This is a genomic window from Epilithonimonas zeae, from assembly GCF_900141765.1.
Taxonomy (GTDB): Bacteria; Bacteroidota; Bacteroidia; order Flavobacteriales; family Weeksellaceae; genus Epilithonimonas; species Epilithonimonas zeae.
On sequence record NZ_FSRK01000002.1, the window covers coordinates 431,330 to 449,956 of the forward strand.

18 protein-coding genes are annotated in these 18,627 nt (G+C 35.9%); 13 read left to right on the forward strand and 5 right to left on the reverse strand.

Annotated features, from left to right (window positions below):
• Nucleotides 1–52 precede the first annotated feature (52 nt).
• The 4 genes from BUR19_RS13790 to BUR19_RS13805 are packed head-to-tail and all read left to right on the forward strand — an operon-like array spanning nucleotide 53 to nucleotide 5,867.
• Complete coding sequence (locus BUR19_RS13790) at nucleotides 53–865, forward strand: GLPGLI family protein (RefSeq protein ID WP_074236030.1); 813 nt, start codon at nucleotides 53–55, stop codon at nucleotides 863–865.
• The gene (locus tag BUR19_RS13795; RefSeq protein WP_074236031.1) at nucleotides 865–2,382 is read left to right on the forward strand and encodes a vitamin K epoxide reductase family protein; all 1,518 of its coding nucleotides are present in this window, start codon (nucleotides 865–867) and stop codon (nucleotides 2,380–2,382) included. The genes BUR19_RS13790 and BUR19_RS13795 overlap by 1 nt, the downstream gene beginning before the upstream one ends.
• Entirely contained in the window at nucleotides 2,372–4,570 is a 2,199-nt protein-coding gene (locus BUR19_RS13800; protein ID WP_074236032.1) for a peptidase domain-containing ABC transporter, read from the forward strand. Before BUR19_RS13795 ends, BUR19_RS13800 begins: the two co-directional genes overlap by 11 nt.
• Entirely contained in the window at nucleotides 4,560–5,867 is a 1,308-nt protein-coding gene (locus tag BUR19_RS13805) for an HlyD family secretion protein (protein ID WP_074236033.1), read from the forward strand. The genes BUR19_RS13800 and BUR19_RS13805 overlap by 11 nt, the downstream gene beginning before the upstream one ends.
• Before the next feature lie 356 nt (nucleotides 5,868–6,223).
• Here the strand turns inward: BUR19_RS13805 and BUR19_RS13810 are convergent, their stop codons facing one another.
• Both BUR19_RS13810 and BUR19_RS13815 read right to left on the reverse strand, forming a co-directional pair.
• On the reverse strand, nucleotides 6,224–6,694 hold the full coding sequence (locus BUR19_RS13810; protein WP_074236034.1) for a hypothetical protein: 471 nt from the start codon (nucleotides 6,692–6,694) through the stop codon (nucleotides 6,224–6,226).
• A gap of 86 nt (nucleotides 6,695–6,780) precedes the next feature.
• Nucleotides 6,781–7,056, reverse strand: a complete 276-nt coding sequence (locus BUR19_RS13815; protein WP_074236035.1) for a hypothetical protein — start codon at nucleotides 7,054–7,056, stop codon at nucleotides 6,781–6,783.
• An 853-nt stretch (nucleotides 7,057–7,909) separates the two neighbouring features.
• On the opposite strand from BUR19_RS13815, the gene BUR19_RS13820 reads away from it, so the two are divergent.
• The 6 genes from BUR19_RS13820 (at nucleotide 7,910) to BUR19_RS13845 (ending at nucleotide 12,154) form a co-directional block, all read left to right on the forward strand.
• Nucleotides 7,910–8,197 carry a hypothetical protein gene (locus BUR19_RS13820; RefSeq protein WP_139297355.1) on the forward strand — a complete coding sequence of 96 codons (288 nt, stop codon included), beginning with the start codon at nucleotides 7,910–7,912 and terminating at the stop codon, nucleotides 8,195–8,197.
• 17 nt (nucleotides 8,198–8,214) lie between these two features.
• Nucleotides 8,215–8,490, forward strand: coding sequence for a DUF6266 family protein (locus BUR19_RS13825; RefSeq protein ID WP_139297357.1), 276 nt, complete (start codon nucleotides 8,215–8,217; stop codon nucleotides 8,488–8,490).
• A 206-nt stretch (nucleotides 8,491–8,696) separates the two neighbouring features.
• Entirely contained in the window at nucleotides 8,697–9,362 is a 666-nt protein-coding gene (locus BUR19_RS13830; RefSeq protein ID WP_074236038.1) for a carbonic anhydrase, read from the forward strand.
• A 12-nt stretch (nucleotides 9,363–9,374) separates the two neighbouring features.
• Nucleotides 9,375–9,674 (forward strand): hypothetical protein, encoded by a 300-nt coding sequence (locus tag BUR19_RS13835; RefSeq protein ID WP_074236039.1) that lies wholly within the window; start codon nucleotides 9,375–9,377, stop codon nucleotides 9,672–9,674.
• 186 nt (nucleotides 9,675–9,860) lie between these two features.
• Entirely contained in the window at nucleotides 9,861–11,456 is a 1,596-nt protein-coding gene (locus tag BUR19_RS13840; RefSeq protein WP_074236499.1) for a SulP family inorganic anion transporter, read from the forward strand.
• Between the two features lie 62 nt (nucleotides 11,457–11,518).
• Nucleotides 11,519–12,154, forward strand: coding sequence for a carbonic anhydrase family protein (locus tag BUR19_RS13845; protein ID WP_074236040.1), 636 nt, complete (start codon nucleotides 11,519–11,521; stop codon nucleotides 12,152–12,154).
• 60 nt (nucleotides 12,155–12,214) lie between these two features.
• Here the strand turns inward: BUR19_RS13845 and pth are convergent, their stop codons facing one another.
• The 3 genes from pth to mfd are packed head-to-tail and all read right to left on the reverse strand — an operon-like array spanning nucleotide 12,215 to nucleotide 17,066.
• Nucleotides 12,215–12,778 carry an aminoacyl-tRNA hydrolase gene (pth, locus tag BUR19_RS13850; protein ID WP_074236041.1) on the reverse strand — a complete coding sequence of 188 codons (564 nt, stop codon included), beginning with the start codon at nucleotides 12,776–12,778 and terminating at the stop codon, nucleotides 12,215–12,217.
• On the reverse strand, nucleotides 12,778–13,671 hold the full coding sequence (locus BUR19_RS13855; protein WP_074236042.1) for a hypothetical protein: 894 nt from the start codon (nucleotides 13,669–13,671) through the stop codon (nucleotides 12,778–12,780). The genes pth and BUR19_RS13855 overlap by 1 nt, the downstream gene beginning before the upstream one ends.
• A gap of 47 nt (nucleotides 13,672–13,718) precedes the next feature.
• Nucleotides 13,719–17,066, reverse strand: a complete 3,348-nt coding sequence (gene mfd, locus BUR19_RS13860) for a transcription-repair coupling factor (protein WP_074236043.1) — start codon at nucleotides 17,064–17,066, stop codon at nucleotides 13,719–13,721.
• A gap of 174 nt (nucleotides 17,067–17,240) precedes the next feature.
• Here mfd and BUR19_RS13865 point away from each other — a divergent pair, with 174 nt between their 5' ends.
• The 3 genes from BUR19_RS13865 (at nucleotide 17,241) to BUR19_RS13875 (ending at nucleotide 18,545) form a co-directional block, all read left to right on the forward strand.
• Complete coding sequence (locus tag BUR19_RS13865; RefSeq protein WP_074236044.1) at nucleotides 17,241–17,564, forward strand: hypothetical protein; 324 nt, start codon at nucleotides 17,241–17,243, stop codon at nucleotides 17,562–17,564.
• Nucleotides 17,564–18,178: a hypothetical protein gene (locus tag BUR19_RS13870; RefSeq protein WP_074236045.1), complete on the forward strand. Its 615-nt coding sequence runs from the start codon at nucleotides 17,564–17,566 to the stop codon at nucleotides 18,176–18,178. The genes BUR19_RS13865 and BUR19_RS13870 overlap by 1 nt, the downstream gene beginning before the upstream one ends.
• A 97-nt stretch (nucleotides 18,179–18,275) precedes the next feature.
• Nucleotides 18,276–18,545, forward strand: coding sequence for a hypothetical protein (locus tag BUR19_RS13875; protein ID WP_074236500.1), 270 nt, complete (start codon nucleotides 18,276–18,278; stop codon nucleotides 18,543–18,545).
• Nucleotides 18,546–18,627 lie beyond the last annotated feature (82 nt).

Here is an 18,627-nt window from a genome sequence, read left to right on the forward strand (position 1 = left end):
TTTATTATTTACAATCGTAGTTTTCTCATTTTAAAATCATAAACTTTTTTTTATGCAGTATATAATTTTTTTGTTCTTTTTTCCTTTAATGTGTTTTTCGCAAGATATTAGATTTACATATAATTACAATTTTGTTTCTGATACTTTGAAGAAAGATTTTAATTCAAATGAAATAGTTGTCTTAGACTTTTACAATAAAGAGCAACGGTCTGTTTTCACCGGAATAAAACATATTATATCTGATTCTATTATGACAGAAGATTTTAAAAAAGGGATTATGTCATATCCTGATACTTCAACTAATGTAAGATATGTTGTTGAAAAATTCAACAATAAAAATCTAGTATTTTTCTATACAGCTGATCATATGCCCGACCCTGTTTTAAAAGTTATAGATGAAAGACAAATTAAATGGCAAATTTCTAATGAACGTTTAAAAATACTAAGTTACTCAGCTCAAAAAGCAACAACTTTTTTTGCTGGAAGACATTGGACAGCTTGGTTCACATCTGAAATTCCTATTTCTGAAGGTCCATATAAATTTCATGGATTACCTGGGCTTATTTTAAAAATTTTGGATGAAACTAAAACTCATTCATATGAAATTGTATCTGTTCAAAAGCTGAAAACTAATTTTTTTATTTTGAATGATAATGCTTATAAAAATGCAAAACAAATTACATTAAAAGAATTCGAAAAAATACCAGATAATCCATATGAACGATTTAAAATATTGGCTTTAGCCGGAGAACTTATTTTTAAAGACGATGAAGATAAACAAGTTTTTTTAAAAGATGTAGATGCTCAAATAAAAGAAAGCAAAAAACATGACAATAATCCAATTGAGCTTTTAAATAAAAAATAATGGGATCGAAGCAAATTATTTCTAAATTAGGCATTAATTCACAAGAGTTTAATTTTCAGTTCCAATCCCACCCAGATTATCCTTCTGTACTAGCTTTCAGTGATACACTTAATTTTTTGAGTGTAAAGAATGAAGCTTACGAATTAAAGAAAGAACATTGGGAGGAATTGCCTGAGGAATTTATCACAATCTATAATGATAATTTCGCTTTAGTGAAAAAAGAAGAGTCTGGGATAAAAGTTTTTTCTGATGACGTACAAAATGTTTCCAAAGAAAAACTTTATGAAAATTCAACAGATTTTGTTCTACTGTTTGAGAAAGAAAATATTTCAAAAGAGAAGAAAATTTTCAATTTTTATTGGTTGTTTAATGGGTTTTTAATTTTTATTTTTGGATATTCTTTATTCTTTTTAAATTTACAAAATACACTTTTCAATCTACTTTCGATAGTAGGATTGTTTATTTCATTTGAAATCATTCGCAAAAAATTCGGGGATAAGTCTACCATTATTAAAAATATATGTGGAAGTAGTGCAACAAATACAACCGCTAAAAATGATTGCAATAAAATTATAAATGCGGATAAAACCGATATTCTTGGATTGAAATTATCGGATCTTGGTTTATTATATTTTAGCGCATTATTGGTTTTGGGAATTTTCAGCCCTTTTACAGATTCTGTCCTAAAATTTTTGTCGTTTGTTTCCTGTTTAGTAATTGCTTATTCACTTGTGATACAAATTTTTATAGAAAAGGTTCTTTGTAAGGTTTGTTTATTAATCATCGGTATTTTAATTGGGCAAATTATTATTTCTTCTTTATATTTTGGAAATGCGATAATATTGAATACTATTGCGTTGTCTGCATTAGCATTTTTAGTTTTATTTTTCGCATTGGTATTCATTAATAACCTTATAAAGCAAAAAGAAGAATATAAAAAATCCGATATTAAAAACTTAAAATTTAAACGTAATTATGGAATTTTTAAACGGGAATTATTAGAAAAAAATCGAATAATTTTTCAAAGTACAGAAATTTTCCGACTTGGAAAATCTGATGCACGACTTCACATTTCTTTGGTTTCAAATCCATATTGCGGTTTTTGTAAAGAAGCTCATAGTATTTTGGAAAAACTTTTGGAAAAGTATCCTGATGATATTTCTGCGCAGATCCGTTTTAATTATTTTCCGGATGCAGCCAATTCAAATTATAAAAATTTAATAAATGATTTCTTGTACGTTTATAATAAAAAAAATAGAGAGCTTATAAAATCCGTGGATTATTGGTTTGAGCATAAGAACGAAAAAAAATTAAGAGAATATTATAATTCTCAATTACATAATTCTGATTTGACTGAAATTCTAAATATATCTATTGAAAATGAAGGCCAAGGCCTCAATTTTACTCCAGTTTTCTTAATAAATGGATATCCGTTCCCAGACAAATACGATCGTAAAGATATTTTCTATTTTGTGGAAGAACTACTTGAAGACGAAGAAATCATAAATGAAGCATAAAAATTTTCCTTTCTACCTCCAACCCGACACCAAAGACTGTGGCCCTACCTGCCTTCGTATCATCGCCAAATACTATGGTAAAACCATTCCGCTGCAACAGGTACGAAATCTTTCCGAGACCACAAGAGAAGGCAGCAGTTTACTGGGACTTAGTAATGCCGCGGAGAACCTGGGTTTTAGGTCCCTTGGAGTTCAGATAGATTATAATACATTGGTAGAGGAAGTTCCGTTTCCGTGCATTATCCATTGGAATAAGCAGCATTTTGTAGTTGTTTATAAAATTGACAAATTAGGTCAGGTTCATATTTCCGATCCAAGCTATGGATTGATAACCTACGGAAAAGAGGAATTCATCAAATCTTGGATTGGAGAGAATGCGGGTGAAGCTACAGAAGAAGGTATTGCTTTAATTCTGGAAACCACGCCTGCTTTCTTCAAAAACGAATTTGATGAACAGGAAAGCAAAGCCACTTTTTCCTTTCTGTCGAAATATGTATTGAAATACAAATCTCTTGTTATTCAGCTTGCAGTCGGACTTTTAGCAGGAAGTTTAATGTCTCTGATCCTTCCTTTCCTTACCCAAAGTATTGTAGATGTCGGGATCCAGAACCAGGATCTTAATTTTATCTACTTGGTTCTGCTTGCACAGGTTCTGCTTTTTTTAGGAAGAATGGGAATTGAGGTTATAAGAAGCTGGATTTTGCTGCATCTCTCTGCCAGGATCAATATTTCCATCATCTCAGATTTCTTTATAAAATTAATGAAACTTCCCATAAGTTTCTTTGACACCAGAATGACGGGAGATATAATGCAACGGATCAACGATCATCACAGGATTGAGCAACTTTTGACAACTTCCTCTCTCAGCACATTATTCTCTCTTGTTAATCTGATTATTTTCAGTATCGTATTGCTATTTTATGATTACAGGTTATTTCTGGTTTATCTGATTGGCGCTACCTTATATATTGCATGGATTACATTTTTCCTTAAAAAACGAAAAGAACTGGATTACAAAAGATTCTCTCAGATCTCTCAGGAACAGAGTAAAGTGATAGAGCTTATCAACGGAATGCAGGAAATAAAAATGCACAATGCAGAAAAGAAAAAACGTTGGGACTGGGAGTTTTTGCAGGTTAAATTATTCAAAATCCAGATCAAATCTTTGTCATTGGAACAATGGCAATCTGTTGGTGGAAACTTCATCAACCAGATAAAAGATATTCTGGTGAGTTTTCTTGCTGCCAAATTAGTTTTGACTGGAAGCCTTACGTTAGGAATGATGCTTTCTGTACAATACATTGTCGGACAACTGAATAGTCCGCTAACACAGCTGATTGATTTTATCAAGCAAACCCAAGATGCTAAGATTTCACTCGAGAGATTGGGAGAAATTCACGATAAAGAAGATGAAGAAAGCGCCGAAGAACATTTTACTTCCGAAATTCCCCAAAAAGATATAGAAATACAGAACATGTCGTTTCGATACATAGGTTCAGATGCTTTTGTTTTTGAAAATCTGAGTTTAAATATCCCTTATCAAAAAACAACGGCCATTGTTGGAGCCAGTGGAAGCGGGAAAACAACTTTATTAAAATTATTAATGAAGTTTTACGAACCTAATGTTGGAGATATCAAATTGGGAAGTACAAATCTTCAAAATATTTCTCCAAGAATCTGGCGGAATCATTGCGGCGTTGTGATGCAGGACGGTTATATTTTCAATGACACGATTGCACAGAATATTGCAGTAGGAGAAGATTATATTGACAAACAAAAATTAAGGAAAGCTGTAGAAATTGCAAATATCAAAGATTTTGTTGAAGGCTTGCCACTAAGCTACAATACGAAAATCGGAAATGAAGGTGTTGGCGTAAGTGGCGGGCAGAGACAAAGATTGTTCATAGCCAGAGCCGTTTACAAATCCCCTGAATATATCTTTTTTGATGAAGCAACTTCTGCTCTTGATGCCAACAATGAAAAGGTAATTATGGAAAATCTGGAACAATTCTTCAAAGGTAAAACAGCCGTTGTGATTGCTCACAGATTATCTACAGTAAAACACGCCGACAAAATTATCGTTCTGGACAAGGGAAAATTAGTAGAAGAAGGGAACCATTCGGAATTGGTTGCAAAAAGAGGAGAATATTATAGACTAGTTAAAAATCAATTGGAACTTGGAAACTAAAAAAGACATATTAGATAACCTGCAACTGCGCAGTGAAAGTGTACAGGATATTCTTTCGCAACCTCCTAATTGGATGATTCGTTGGGGAAATACATTGGTGTTGGGGATTTTGGGAATGATTTTATTGATGAGTTACTTCATAAAATATCCCGAATTTGTCCCATCTTCCATTATTGTAACCTCGCAAAATCCACCTGAAAAATTAGAAGCAAGAATCAACTCTAAAATCGAAAAAATATTGGTTAAGAATCAGCAGGAAGTCAAAAAGAATGACATTTTGATGATTTTACAATCTACAGCCAATTATCAGGATGTTTTAAGACTCAAAAAATTAGTAGACTCCATTTCTCCTAATCAGATTTTTTCTTTTCCGATTAACGAAACCTCGAACTTCAAATTAGGTGAATTACAGAGTGATTACAATACTTTTGCAAAGGCTTTTCAGGATGAGAAATTATATGCTAAACTACAACCATATGCGCCAGAAGATGTTGCTGCTAATCAAGGATTATCGGAATATAATGGTAGAATTGCAACTTTAAAACAACAACTTAGCCTCGAGAATGCAAAATTTGATCTTAGCAAAAAGAATTTCAGTCGTTCGCAATCCTTATTCGATCAGGGTGTAATCTCAAAGATGGAATTGGAAAATGAGAAAATAAAATACCTACAGGCAGAGCAGAATGTTAAGACTATCAATATTTCTCTATCTCAAATGCAGGAGGGAATTTCCAATTTTAATAAAACCAAAAGCGGTGCTTCTATAAACGCACAAAAAGATAAAAGTAATTATGCTTCCCAAACCTTGCAAATGTTAGAGCAATTAAGAAAATCTCTAAAACAATGGGAGCAATCTTATTTACTCATCTCTTCCACAGACGGACTTGTAAGCTTTCAGCAATTTTGGGGAGAGAATCAATTCATCAAAACCAATGACGTAGTTTTATCCATTTTGCCGACAGAAAAAATGGCGATTGTAGGAAGAATGCAAGTTCCTTCAATAAATTCCGGAAAGATAGTTCCCGGTGAAAAAGTATTTATAAAATTGGATAATTACCGCTTTCAGGAATATGGAATCGTAGAAGGAAAAGTACAGAATATTTCTCTAACTCCTGATGATAAAGGAAATTATTATGTGAATGTCATTCTTCCGAAAGGGCTTAAAACGTCTTACAATAAACGTCTTCCTTTTGACAAGGAACTGAAAGGCAATGCAGAAATTGTGACCGAAGATCTAAGATTGATCGAACGATTTTTCTATCAGATAAGGAAATTGCTGGGAAATCAAAATAGTTGAAGGATCTAAATTTATATATCCATTAAGCCTTATTTACCAATAATACTAGATCAAAATTTAGCAATCTCTACTTGCAAAACTGTACGAAAATTTCTACTTTTTACTACGTAAAATTTTTATAATGGATTTTACCACTTTTTGCAAATGCCCTATTCAAGACCTTTCACAAGATGCTATAGCGAAACGCTTATCAATAAAAGGATGAGAAGAAGTTACAAAAACCTCTCTCTCCGCCGATCACATAACCCAAGTCGGTTAAAGCCATCGCCCGGATGTGGTCGTCCTCATTGCCCCCGAAGTTCTTCTCCCATTGAACATTGCCATTCTTATCCAGTTTTACAATCCAGTAATCCCCCTCACCAAATTGTCCGTCGTTTAGAATAAAATCCTAATTTAATATCTTCTTTTGTCATGCTGAGCGGAGTCGAAGCACCTGAATTACTATTCGGATTGCCTGTACTTTGTACTTTAGACATTGTACTTTCTACAGGTGAACTACGCGAATAGATTCCCATCAACACTCCACCATCTTTCGTCGGGATCACTTTCTCCACCTCATCCAGGCCTTTGCCGCCTAAAATCATTTGGTTGATCATCTTTCCCGTTTTATCTAGTCTGGTAACAAAAACATCTTTAGAACCATATCCTAATTTAGGATGATTCGTGGAGCCTGCAACAACAAATCCTTCATCAGTGGTATGGGCAACGTTTCGCGCTTCTTCGCTATACCGAGTACCGATGGTCTTCTGCCATTCTTCTTCTCCATTTTCATTAATCTTGATGAGCCAGATATCGGACGCACCATTAGATTTATCTTTCTTATCCAATGCCTGCGGCGAATAGGAAGTTCTGCTAGTAAAAATCTACCTTCTCGGGTAGAAACGGTAGAACTGAGATAGTCGTGCTGATTACCTTAAAAGTATTTTTCCCAAACATTCTGACCTTGTTGGTCTAGTTTGAGAATATAGTAATCGTAACCTTGATTAGTTGAAGGTTGACCGTTGTTGGTTGATGGATTCTGGTTATTCTGGATAGAACTTCCCGAAACAAGATATTGTCCATCAATCGTTACGGTTAATCCGGAAAGGAAATCATGGGTATTGGACTCAATGTTTTTTTGCCAGGAAACTTTTTGTGAAAAAAGCACGGCAGAAGACAACAGCAATAGCGTGGTAGAAATCTTTTTCATATTTGAGTTTTCTTATTAGTTATGGTTCACGGTGCAATAATAGCACAGCAATGCGTCAAATCTTGTCGCATTATAATTCGTATGCAAAAATAATATTATTTCTTAATCCCCAATTACGGGAAAACCGTAAAACACAAACTTTTACAGCATCTTTTCGGAAATAATGCTGCCATCAAACAGACATCGAACCAACATCGAACAAAGGATATACAACGGATATAGAATGGATATACAAGGGATATACAACCACTCATATTATGTTAAATGAAAACATCACAATCAAAACATTAAAAAAATATTTGCAACTACAAGCCCTTGGTGTCAGAAAGTCACACTGAGCGAAGTCGAAGTGTCTTAAACACTCTATCACTATCAATCAAGAATCACTGTCAGGCTGAGGTTCTCAAAGCCCATCATAAAAACCAATGTTTGATAAGCGAAGCTAAAACACAACCCAAACAAAAACTTTGCGCTTTTGCGTTTAAAAACACCTTAAAAATCCAACAGCATAACACTGTCACACTGAGCGGAGTCGAAGTTTCTTAACATTTCACCATCAATCAAAAAACAAAGTCAAGCTAAAGCTCTCGAAGCCACATAAACAAAATTCCTTGATGAGCGAAGCGTCCTTGCGCCTCCTAAAACATACCCACCAAAAAAAACTTGCGCCTTTGCGTTAAAAAATATTCAAAAAAAATAAATCACGCCACCTTTTGTCGCCACACCCAAATACTTTTGACCCATCAGCTGATACAAAACAATTTTCAACAAATCATTAATTAAAAAAACATCTATTATGGGAAAATTATACGACTCATTACTATCAGGCACTTCAGGACGCGCAGGGCGTATCGTGGTAGCCAATGTTTCCGGAAACGAAATCTCCAGAATTCGTCCAAAAAAACGCTCGGGACAACCAACAGTCAAACAGCTTCTGATTCAGAACCGGATGAAAAAATGCGCCCTTTTTATGCAGTCCTACCGTGGTTACGCCTGCAAATACTTTGGAACCCGTACGGGGATGAAATCCTCTTATAATCTGGCCATGACCAATCTGATGGAAAACTTCAAGATCAATTATGCAGATGAACTATCACACCCGATTATCCGATGCTTTCTTTTTCCAAGGGCAACCTCTTAGCACCGGTTCCGCTTGCTTTGAACCTGGCTACAGCAAGCACACTGGAGGTCACCTGGCAGGATAATTCAGCAGGAAACACAGAAAGGGAAAACGATTTTTTACAGATTCTGGTGGCTATTGAAGAAGAGGATATCTCCATCTTTGTAGAGAATGCTGCAAAACGTTCCGATGCCGCTTATACGGTTAACCTGCCAATCAACTTTCAGAACAAACCGCTTCATATCTGGATGGCTTTCCGGACAGAAGGTGGCGAAATGGCTTCCAACTCGCAATATGCAGGAACTGTTTCTTAAAACAAAATCAGTCGTGGGATTTCTTACGGCTGATTTTTTTTATCTATTTCCGAGTCTGAACTGAAAATAATAAATTCTTAATATTAAAAGTTTGTTAAATATTAGTTTATTACGCTACAAACCTTTATTTTTGTATTGTTATTGATTCGGTCTATTGAAATTAGAAATGATTTTAACGAATATAAATAACAATAAATCAACGTTGAATGGCAAAGTCATACGAAGCTATTTTCGAGAATAACAAAAAGTGGGTGGAGTCTAAAATTTCCGACAATCCGGAATATTTTCACGAACTCGCTAAAACACAAAACCCCGAGTATCTCTACATCGGATGCTCCGACAGCCGGGTAACGGCAGAAGAGATGATAGGAGCTAAGCCTGGTGATGTGTTTGTTCACAGGAACATAGCCAACGTCATCAACACACTGGATATGAGTTCTACGGCAGTCATTCAGTACGCTGTGGAACATCTGAAAGTAAAGCATATCATCGTGTGCGGGCATTACAACTGTGGTGGTGTAAAAGCAGCGATGACTTCACAGGATCTTGGTCTTCTGAATCCCTGGCTGAGAAATATCCGAGATGTATACAGACTACATCAGGCAGAACTGGATTCCATCGGTGATGAAGACAAAAGGTATGACCGTCTTGTGGAGCTTAATGTTCAGGAGCAATGTATCAACGTCATCAAAATGGCTTGTGTACAGGAACGTTATATTTTGGAAGAACAACCCGTTGTCCACGGTTGGGTGTTCGATCTTAGAACAGGAAAAATAATCGATCTCGAAATCGATTTTGAAAAAATATTAAAAGATATTCAGAAGATCTACAACTTGACAGATTCTGACTGGGTAATGAGCAGAAAAAAATAAGCTCAAAAATATATGAAGTATTTAAGTATCATTACATTAACGATTTTTCTCAACTTTACGGTTCTGCCTAGTCTGGCAGCAATCTTGGGTTGGGATTTGCCGAGAACTAATGTTGTGATCAGTGAGGAAGAACATTCCCACTCCAACAATACGATCATTATCTACGAAAAAACCATTCCTAAAACAATGGATATCCACGATTTCCTGAAGTTTTATGAAGCGGATACACATAACAAAATCGCTGTAAGCTGGGAATCTACGCTATACTTTCCACCATCTCTCAGCATCTTCTCTCCACCTCCGGAAGCATAAATAACATTTCTGTTTTTTCTCAGAAAACGCTTGAGCATTGGCTGTAATCACACAGCGAAGAGCATCTGCTGTTTTTTGAATTCATTTTAGCCAATTGTTATTGGTTATCAATTACATCTGTTATTTATATTGATGTTGTCGCCTTTAGGTCAGGTTACGACATCATACAAACTTTATTATTTTCTTATGAAAAAGTCACAATCTTTGTTTGGAGGAATCAAAGAGAACTTTCCATCCGGTCTTGTCGTATTTCTTGTGGCATTACCATTATGTTTAGGTATTGCATTGGCATCCGGAGCTCCTCCATTATCCGGTATTATTGCAGGTATTGTTGGAGGTATTGTAGTGGGATCAATCAGTAATTCCAACATCTCGGTTTCAGGACCGGCAGCTGGTCTTACGGCTATTGTTTTGGTAGCGATTACCGATATTGGTGCATTCGAGTTATTTCTTTGTGCCGGGATTATTGCCGGAGTGATTCAGTTGATTCTAGGTTTTATCCGGGCTGGAAGTATTTCGAATTATTTCCCGAATAACGTTATCGAAGGGATGCTAGCCGGGATTGGAATCATTATCATTTTGAAACAGCTGTCACACGCTGTGGGATTTGATAAGGATTATGAAGGGCATCAATCCTTATTCGATAGTGGTTTTAATATGGGTTATTTCACCGAATTATTTGCAGCCATCCATCCGGGTGCTATCGTAGTGACGTTAGTATCAATGGGAATTCTTCTGGCTTGGGATAATGTAACAGCCTTGAAGAGATTGAAATTATTACCTGGAGCATTAGTAGCAGTGATTGCCGGAATTTTGATGAATGAGTTTTTCAAATTATCAGGAAGCTCATTAGCGATTTCGCCAGAACATTTGGTAACACTTCCTGTTCCAACGACTTTGGACGAATTCAAGAATCTGATTACTTTTCCGGATTTTAATGGATTCACCAATCCTAAAGTTTGGATCACAGGAGCAACTATAGCAATTGTTGCCTCAATTGAAACTTTGCTTTGTATCGAAGCTTCAGACAGACTGGATGTAAGAAGAAGAATCACAGATACCAACCTTGAACTTAAGGCACAGGGAATTGGAAATTTAATCAGTTCATTTATTGGCGGATTACCAATGACATCCGTAGTTGTAAGAAGCTCTGCCAACGCAAGCGCAGGTGCAACGTCTAAAGTTTCAGCAATTATCCACGGGGTTCTGTTATTGATTTGTGTTTTAACCATTCCTGTTATACTTAATTTAATTCCGTTAGCAACATTAGCTGCGGTATTGATTTTGGTAGGATATAAACTGGCAAAGCCGGCAACTTTCAAGCATTTTTGGCACAACGGAAAATATCAGTTCATCCCATTTGTAGCAACTGTAGTAGCTGTTGTAGCAACGGATCTTTTGAAAGGAGTGGGGATTGGCTTATTAATTTCGATTATTTATATCTTACAGGGAAATATGAAACGTGCTTATTACCTAAGCAGAGAAACATTGAACGATGCCGATGAGATTACCATCAAATTAGCAGAAGAGGTTTCTTTCCTGAACAAAGCAGCCATCAAAAAGACTTTGAAGAATATCAAGTCTGGTTCCAAGGTAATTATCGATGCCAAGACGACTTCTTACATAACAACAGATGTATTGGAAATGATTCAGGATTTTGCCAATGTCAGAGCCAAAGAAGAAGATATAGAAGTAGAGTTAATCGGCTTCAAAACGTCGTATAGAGATTATGCGAGCGACCAGGATTCTCACGTGGTAATCAATCACAAGAGAGCAATGTAAATCAATTATTTATTATCAAATTTTAACAAACAAAAAGACACATATTTAAACATTTTAAAAATATGAAAGCACATACATCAGAAACACAGGCAACCATTACTCCGGAAAAAGCTTTGGAAATCCTTAAAGAAGGAAATGCAAGATTCGTGAACAACCTGAAAGCTAACAGAGACCTTTTAGCACAAGTGAATGACACGCGCGCAGGACAATGGCCGTTTGCTGTTATATTAAGCTGTATCGACAGCCGAACTTCCGCTGAACTAATTTTTGACCAAGGTCTGGGAGATATCTTCAGTGTAAGAATCGCTGGTAACTTTGTGAATCAGGATATTCTTGGCTCTATGGAATTTGGCTGTAATGTAGCAGGTTCTAAATTGGTTGTCGTTTTGGGACACTCCAAATGCGGAGCATTGAAAGGTGGTCTGGACGCTGCAGCTATCGAAGGAATGGGAATGGACAATTTGAATCATTTGATAGGACATTTTGACCCAATCATCAAAAATATCATTAAAGATGGTGAAGAACGTTCTTCCAAGAACGAAGATCTTCTGGAAAGATTGAATCACCATAATGTAAAACACGCCATAGAAGACATCCGTGAACAGAGCTCAACTTTGAAAAGGCTGGAAGACGAAGGTAAAATCAAAATCGTTGGCGCAAACTACGACGTCGAGACGGGCGTTGTAACCTGGATATAGAAAACATTTTTTCTTCATACAATTAGGGTGGTAGGCCGGGTAATTTATTATCCGGCTTACTTATTTACCGTTGAATGAAGTCATTGTATTCTGTACGCCTGCAAAAACAAAAGACAAAGCTGCCTGAGAAAACTTATCGATTCTTTCAGGTAGTTTTTCTCTTTCTTCCTCATTCCATTTTCCTAGGACATAATCAGCCTGTTTTCCTTCTGAAAAATCTGCTGATATTCCGAATCGTAATCTGGTGTAATTTTGGGTATTGAGTTGTGCCTGGATACTTTTTAATCCGTTATGACCGGCATCAGAACCTTTCATTTTCATTCTCAAAGAACCGAAAGGCAAAGCCAGATCATCTGTGATAATCAAGATATTTTCCAACGGAATATTTTCTTTCTGCATCCAGAACTTAACCGCATTTCCGGAAAGGTTGACGTAAGTATCTGGTTTTAGAATAAAGACTTTTCTGCCTTTATATTTACCTTCGGCCAAAAGCCCAAAGTTGGAAGATTTGAAAGGCGCTTCTATTTTCTCAGCAATCTTTTCAGCGACTTTGAAACCGATATTATGTCGGGTTTCTGCATACTCTTCCCCTTTGTTCCCGATTCCGACAATCAGATATTTCATTATTTATATAGGAAATTTAATTTATCACCGGCATTAGAAGTCATCTCTGTAGGGTAGCTATCAGAGTTGTATTGATATGTCATTGTAAGAGATTGAGACATTCCCATTGCTGTAACTTTGATAGTTTTGTAGTTATTTGCAGAAAGCCCTAACATACCTTGATTAGAAGTATTATAATGCGTTGATAAAATATTGTAAGCTAAAGGTAACGAAGCAAAAGGATTTTTGTTCGTATCATAGTTGCTTAATGCAGATTCAATAACAATTGGTGGAATTGTAATAGGACCAGCGCTTGCAGTAGTCGTTGCCAATTTCCAGTTAGAAATATTATTTCCGGCATAAGTCAGATTACTTGTCACTTCATATTCTAAAATGAATTGTCCAGGATTATCAGGATCTTCAGCATTCATTTTAGTTAGAACCTTTGTAACTTTTTCACCGCTATATGTCATATCTGTTGTTGATTTATACAAAAGTTTTCCAGCAGATTCTGTAGTTCCGCTGACAGATTTTAATTTCCCAGAATCATAAACTAAATCCAGTTTCGTGAGTTTTGTTTCGCCAGATTCTACATTGGTAATATCCATATGTGTAATCTGATTATTGCTATTGTATGTCAGAACGGCATTTTCATTACCATCGTCAAATTGACTTTTAACTGATGTAAGTTTGCTTCCCGTATAGATATAATCTACAGTCGTTTTTTCTCCGTCAGAATCAACACCAGAAACTTTACTTAAAAACCTAGTTGTGGTCGATCCACCATTGCCACCTCCTGTATTAGTACTCGTATCATATTCAACGCCTCTTAAAAAATCTCCATTCACATCCTGATTAGGACTGCAGGATGACAGGATAAAAAATCCGAATATATAATAAAGTATATTTTTCATTGCTTAGTTTTCTGTTTGCAAAGTTAATTTTTTAAAATAAATATCTATCAAGCCAAAATCCTATTCAAAACCAGATTTACCTCATCCACATTTGTCACATTATCTTTCCGCATCATCAGCTGGTTGTTCTTTTCTTTTAACGTAGCTTCGGATGGATTTTGTGTGAGATAAGATATGATTTTTTTGAATTTCTCGCTTTGGTAAAATTTATCCTGAGGATTCGCAGGGAAATAACCTAAGAAAACTTTGTTTTTAACCACTAATTTATCAAATCCAATTTCCGCCGCCAGCCATTTCAGCTCTACAGATTTCAGAAGATTAATTGCTTCACTTGGCAAATCTCCAAATCGGTCTTTCAACTCATTTTCAAACTGTTGCAGTTCTTTAGCATTCTGAATATCAGCCAATTTCTGATACAAAGACAAACGTTCTTCCGTAGAGCTCACATAATCGTCCGGCAACATCAATTCCAGATCCGTATCGATATTCACTTCCTTGGTTGATTTGAAAAGTTTGTTTCGGTCTTCTTCATTTTCAAAAAGATTCTCAAAATTCTCATCATCTTTCAATTCTTCGAGAGCTTCCTGCATCATTTTTTGATAAGTCTCGAATCCCATTTCGTTAATGAATCCACTCTGTTCTCCACCAAGCAAATCTCCGGCTCCTCTGATTTCCAAATCCTTCATCGCAATCTGAAATCCACTTCCCAGATCTGAGAATTGCTCAATCGCTTCCAGACGCTTTCTCGCATCAGAGGTCATCATATCAAACGGAGGCGTTATCAGATAACAAAACGCTTTTCTATTGCTTCGGCCAACTCTACCACGCATCTGGTGCAGATCTGCCATCCCGAATCTATGAGCATCATTAATGAAAATTGTATTGGCATTCGGGACATCTACGCCACTTTCGATGATGGTTGTAGCGACCAAAACATCATATTTTCCTTCCATAAAATCCAACACATTCTGTTCCATCTGTTTTCCTTCCATTTTGCCGTGTGCGGTAATGACTTTTGCATCAGGAACCAATCTTTGGATTAATCCTGCAATATCTTTCAGATTTTCGATTCTGTTATTGATGAAATAAACCTGTCCGTCTCTCTGTAATTCGTAGGAAATCGCATCTCGCAGAATCTCTTCGTTAAAGCCAACAATACTCGTCTCAACAGGTTGACGGTTTGGCGGAGGTGTTTTGATCACGGATAAATCTCGTGCAGCCATCAATGAGAATTGTAAGGTTCTCGGAATTGGTGTTGCAGTTAATGTCAACGTATCGACATTGGTTTTCATTGTTTTCAATTTATCTTTGACAGAAACTCCGAATTTATGTTCTTCATCGATAATCAATAAACCGAGATTCTTGAATTTCACTTTATCCGAAGCCAACTGATGAGTTCCAATCACAATATCGATTTTTCCGTCTTTCAAACCTGCCAACGTTTCAGATTTCTGTTTTGCAGTTCGGAATCGATTCAAATAAGAAATATTGACCGGAAAATCTTTCAGTCTGTCTTTAAAACTTCTGTAATGCTGGAAAGCCAGAATCGTAGTTGGAACCAGAATTGCCACTTGTTTGCTGTCCGTCGCCGCTTTGAACGCCGCACGAATCGCAACTTCTGTCTTTCCAAATCCAACGTCACCACAAATCAATCGGTCCATCACACCTTCATCTTCCATATCTTTTTTGACATCAATGGTCGCTTTTTCCTGGTCCGGCGTATCTTCGTAAAGGAAACTCGCTTCCAACTCATTTTGAAGATAAGAATCCGGTGAATATTGGAAGCCTTTAGCGGTTTTTCTTTCCGCATATAATTTAATCAAATCAAAAGCGATTTGCTTGACTCTGGCTTTCGTCTTCTGTTTCAGGGACTTCCAAGCAGGCGAACCGAGCTTGCTGAGAACGATTTCTTTTCCGTCCGGACCGTTATATTTTGAAATTTTATGAAGGGAATGAATACTCACATAAAGCAAGTCTCCATTTTTATAACTCAGTTTGAAACATTCCTGAATTTTTCCGTCATTATTGACTTTCACTAATCCCATAAATTTCCCAATTCCGTGGTCGATATGCGCAATGTAATCACCAACTTTCAAAGACATTAAATCTTTGAGTGTCAACTGCTCCGACTTCGCAAAAGTGTCTTTGGATTGGTAACGCTGATATCGGTCAAAAATCTGATGGTCGGTATAAACCAGAATTTTGTTTTCAGAATCTACAAAACCTTCGTGCAATTCGGATTTGAAACTTTTGAACGGAATCTCGTGCTCTAATTCCTCAAAAATCGATTCTAATCTTTCCTTTTGTTTTTCACTAGAAAATGAAATCCATGTGTCAAAACCCTGACTTTGTTTCTCTTCCAAATCTTGGATCAACAATTCGAAATTTTTATGAAAACTCGGCTGTTGTGTTTGGCTGAGTTCTATATTATGAATCTTTGGAAGTTCAAATTGCTGAGAGCTGAAATCAATCGTTTTGAATTTGATTAATTTATTCTGAAATTCCGATTCCGAAATGAATAGTTCGTCAGGCGTTCTATGTTTGATGTCTTTGCTTAATGTCTCAAATTTTTCTAATGCTTTTTCGTGAAAATCCCTGATTCTTTTAGTGGAAAGGTAAAGATTCTTTGAAACTACAAAACTGTCATCCGGCAATAATTCAAACAAAGAAACCTTGCTCCCGGAAACTGAAAAATTCATATTGGAAACCAACTGGAATTCATCTATTTTATCTAAAGAAAGTTGAGATTCTATATCAAAAGTTTTGATGCTTTCGACCTCATTTCCAAAAAATGTGATTCGGAAAGGTTTCTCATTAGAAAAAGAAAAAACATCCACAATTCCGCCTCGGACAGAGAATTCTCCCGGCTCTGAAACAAAATCTGTTTGGTTGAATTGATAATGATTCAGCAACTCATCCACAAAATCAAAATCCAATTGGTCGCCGACTTTTATCTGATGAGAAATTGCTTTGAAATCTTCCTTTTTCAAAACTTTTTCAGATAACGCACCAATGAAGGCAACAATCACTTTTGGTGATTTACCCGAATTAAGTTTATTGATAACCTCGGTTCTCAGAACAAGATTCGCATTTTGGGTTTTCTCAACTTGATAAGGTTCAAGATGTGTTGCGGGAAAGTACAGAACGTTGTCCTTTCCCAACAAATCTTCCATTTCTGCATTCACATAAAGCGCATCTTCTTTGTCATCAACCAAATAAAGAATGGTTTTGTTCTGAGTCAGAAAAAGTTCCGAAGCCAAAATTGAAACCGCAGAACCCGCACTTCCTTTGACCGAAATATGCTGATGTTTTGATATTTGTGAAAAAATCTCGTTCCCGAATTGTTTCTGAAGTAGGTCAGGAAGCAGATTTTGATTGATTTTTTTTAATTCCATTAATATAGGTATAAACGCAAAAAGCGATTCCGAGAAAATTTCGGAACCGTTATTTGTGTTACAAAGATACTATTTTTCAAAAAAATTAGTTTTAATTTTACGACCTTAAACTATGTGCATTTGAAATTCGGTTTCAAAATATTATCCTTTTTCTGTCTGTTATCTATTCTTTTAATGCAATGTAAAGATGATGACGCCAACATTTTCCGTGCTTATGTGGAGGGAAAATTCACTTATTCTGATGGGAAATTTTTAGAAGAGCCTATTCATCTTATCGTCGATAAAAAAATAATCGCAGAAAGCTTCCCGAAAGAAAGCGGAAGTTTTGTTTTGGCCGGACCTTATGACAAAGGTTCTTACAAACTTCAACTCAAGGATTTTAAAATCAAGTCTTTTTCTACCGATACGCCGGGTTGTAAAATATCCAGCGATTCTCTCAGCATCGAGATTCCGGATGGGGTGACATACGTTATTTTCAATGATATTACTTTGAAATAATGAAGAAAATTTTACTTTTTTCTTTAGTCTTAATATCGATCTCTACTTTTTCTCAAAGAAGAAAAAAGCAGGATTGGACAGAAAATGTCCGTTCTTCCATAGACCCGCACGTTAAAGTAATGACTGTACTTGGTGATAATTTTCTCAAAGACACTTTTGATTATTTTTATGGTTTCGGGATTGGCGGAAATTTGAATCTTTATAAAAACTTCGGACTTGGTGTAGAATACACTTACTTCTTAGCTAATGTGAAAAATGCTGAAAAATTCGGTTATCTAGGTGCGCCTTCAATGAACAATTTTGACTGGTATGTTTTTCATAAAGATAAAATCACAGAAGATTTTTTTGTGGAAGAAATCGTAGGTTATAGTACGTACCGAATGAAAAGTCCTTATCTCGACAATTCCGGCAAATTTTCTGAAGGAAATGGCGGACTCAATTTCGGTGCAAAAGCTATTTATACCATTGATAACGAAGGTTTTCAACAGGTAGTCTTCGGAACCAAACTTAATTTCTACAATGCTAAAATCGGAAATCAAAATCCTGATATCGCCGATTATTACTCCAAAGCACTATTTCTCAACTTCAGTTTAGCTTATCGTTATAATTTTTAAGCCGTTTTTAAGTTGTTATAATTTCTGGTTAAAGTTTTTTATTCTTAATTTTAAATCAATTAATAATATAAATTTGTTGAATCAAAACGACACCAAAATGAAAAATTTACTTACAACATTGTTGTTAACATTCGGATTAGGAATGGCTACAGCACAAACAACACCAGCTGCTGCAACTGCAACAAAAAAACAAGCTCAAAAAACAGAGAAGAAAGCAACAAAATCTGTAGAAGCTCAAGCTGCCAAAGTAGCGAACACGCCTGATGTAAAAATGAAAAAAGACGGAACTCCGGACAAAAGATACAAAGCCGCAAAAACGTTGAAAAAGGACGGAACTCCTGACAAACGTTACAAGGTCAACAAATAATTATCCTAATCAGTGAAGAAGAGAAGGACAATTAATTTTTCATAACTTTTATTTTTTTAAGACTTTACAATATTTGTGAAGT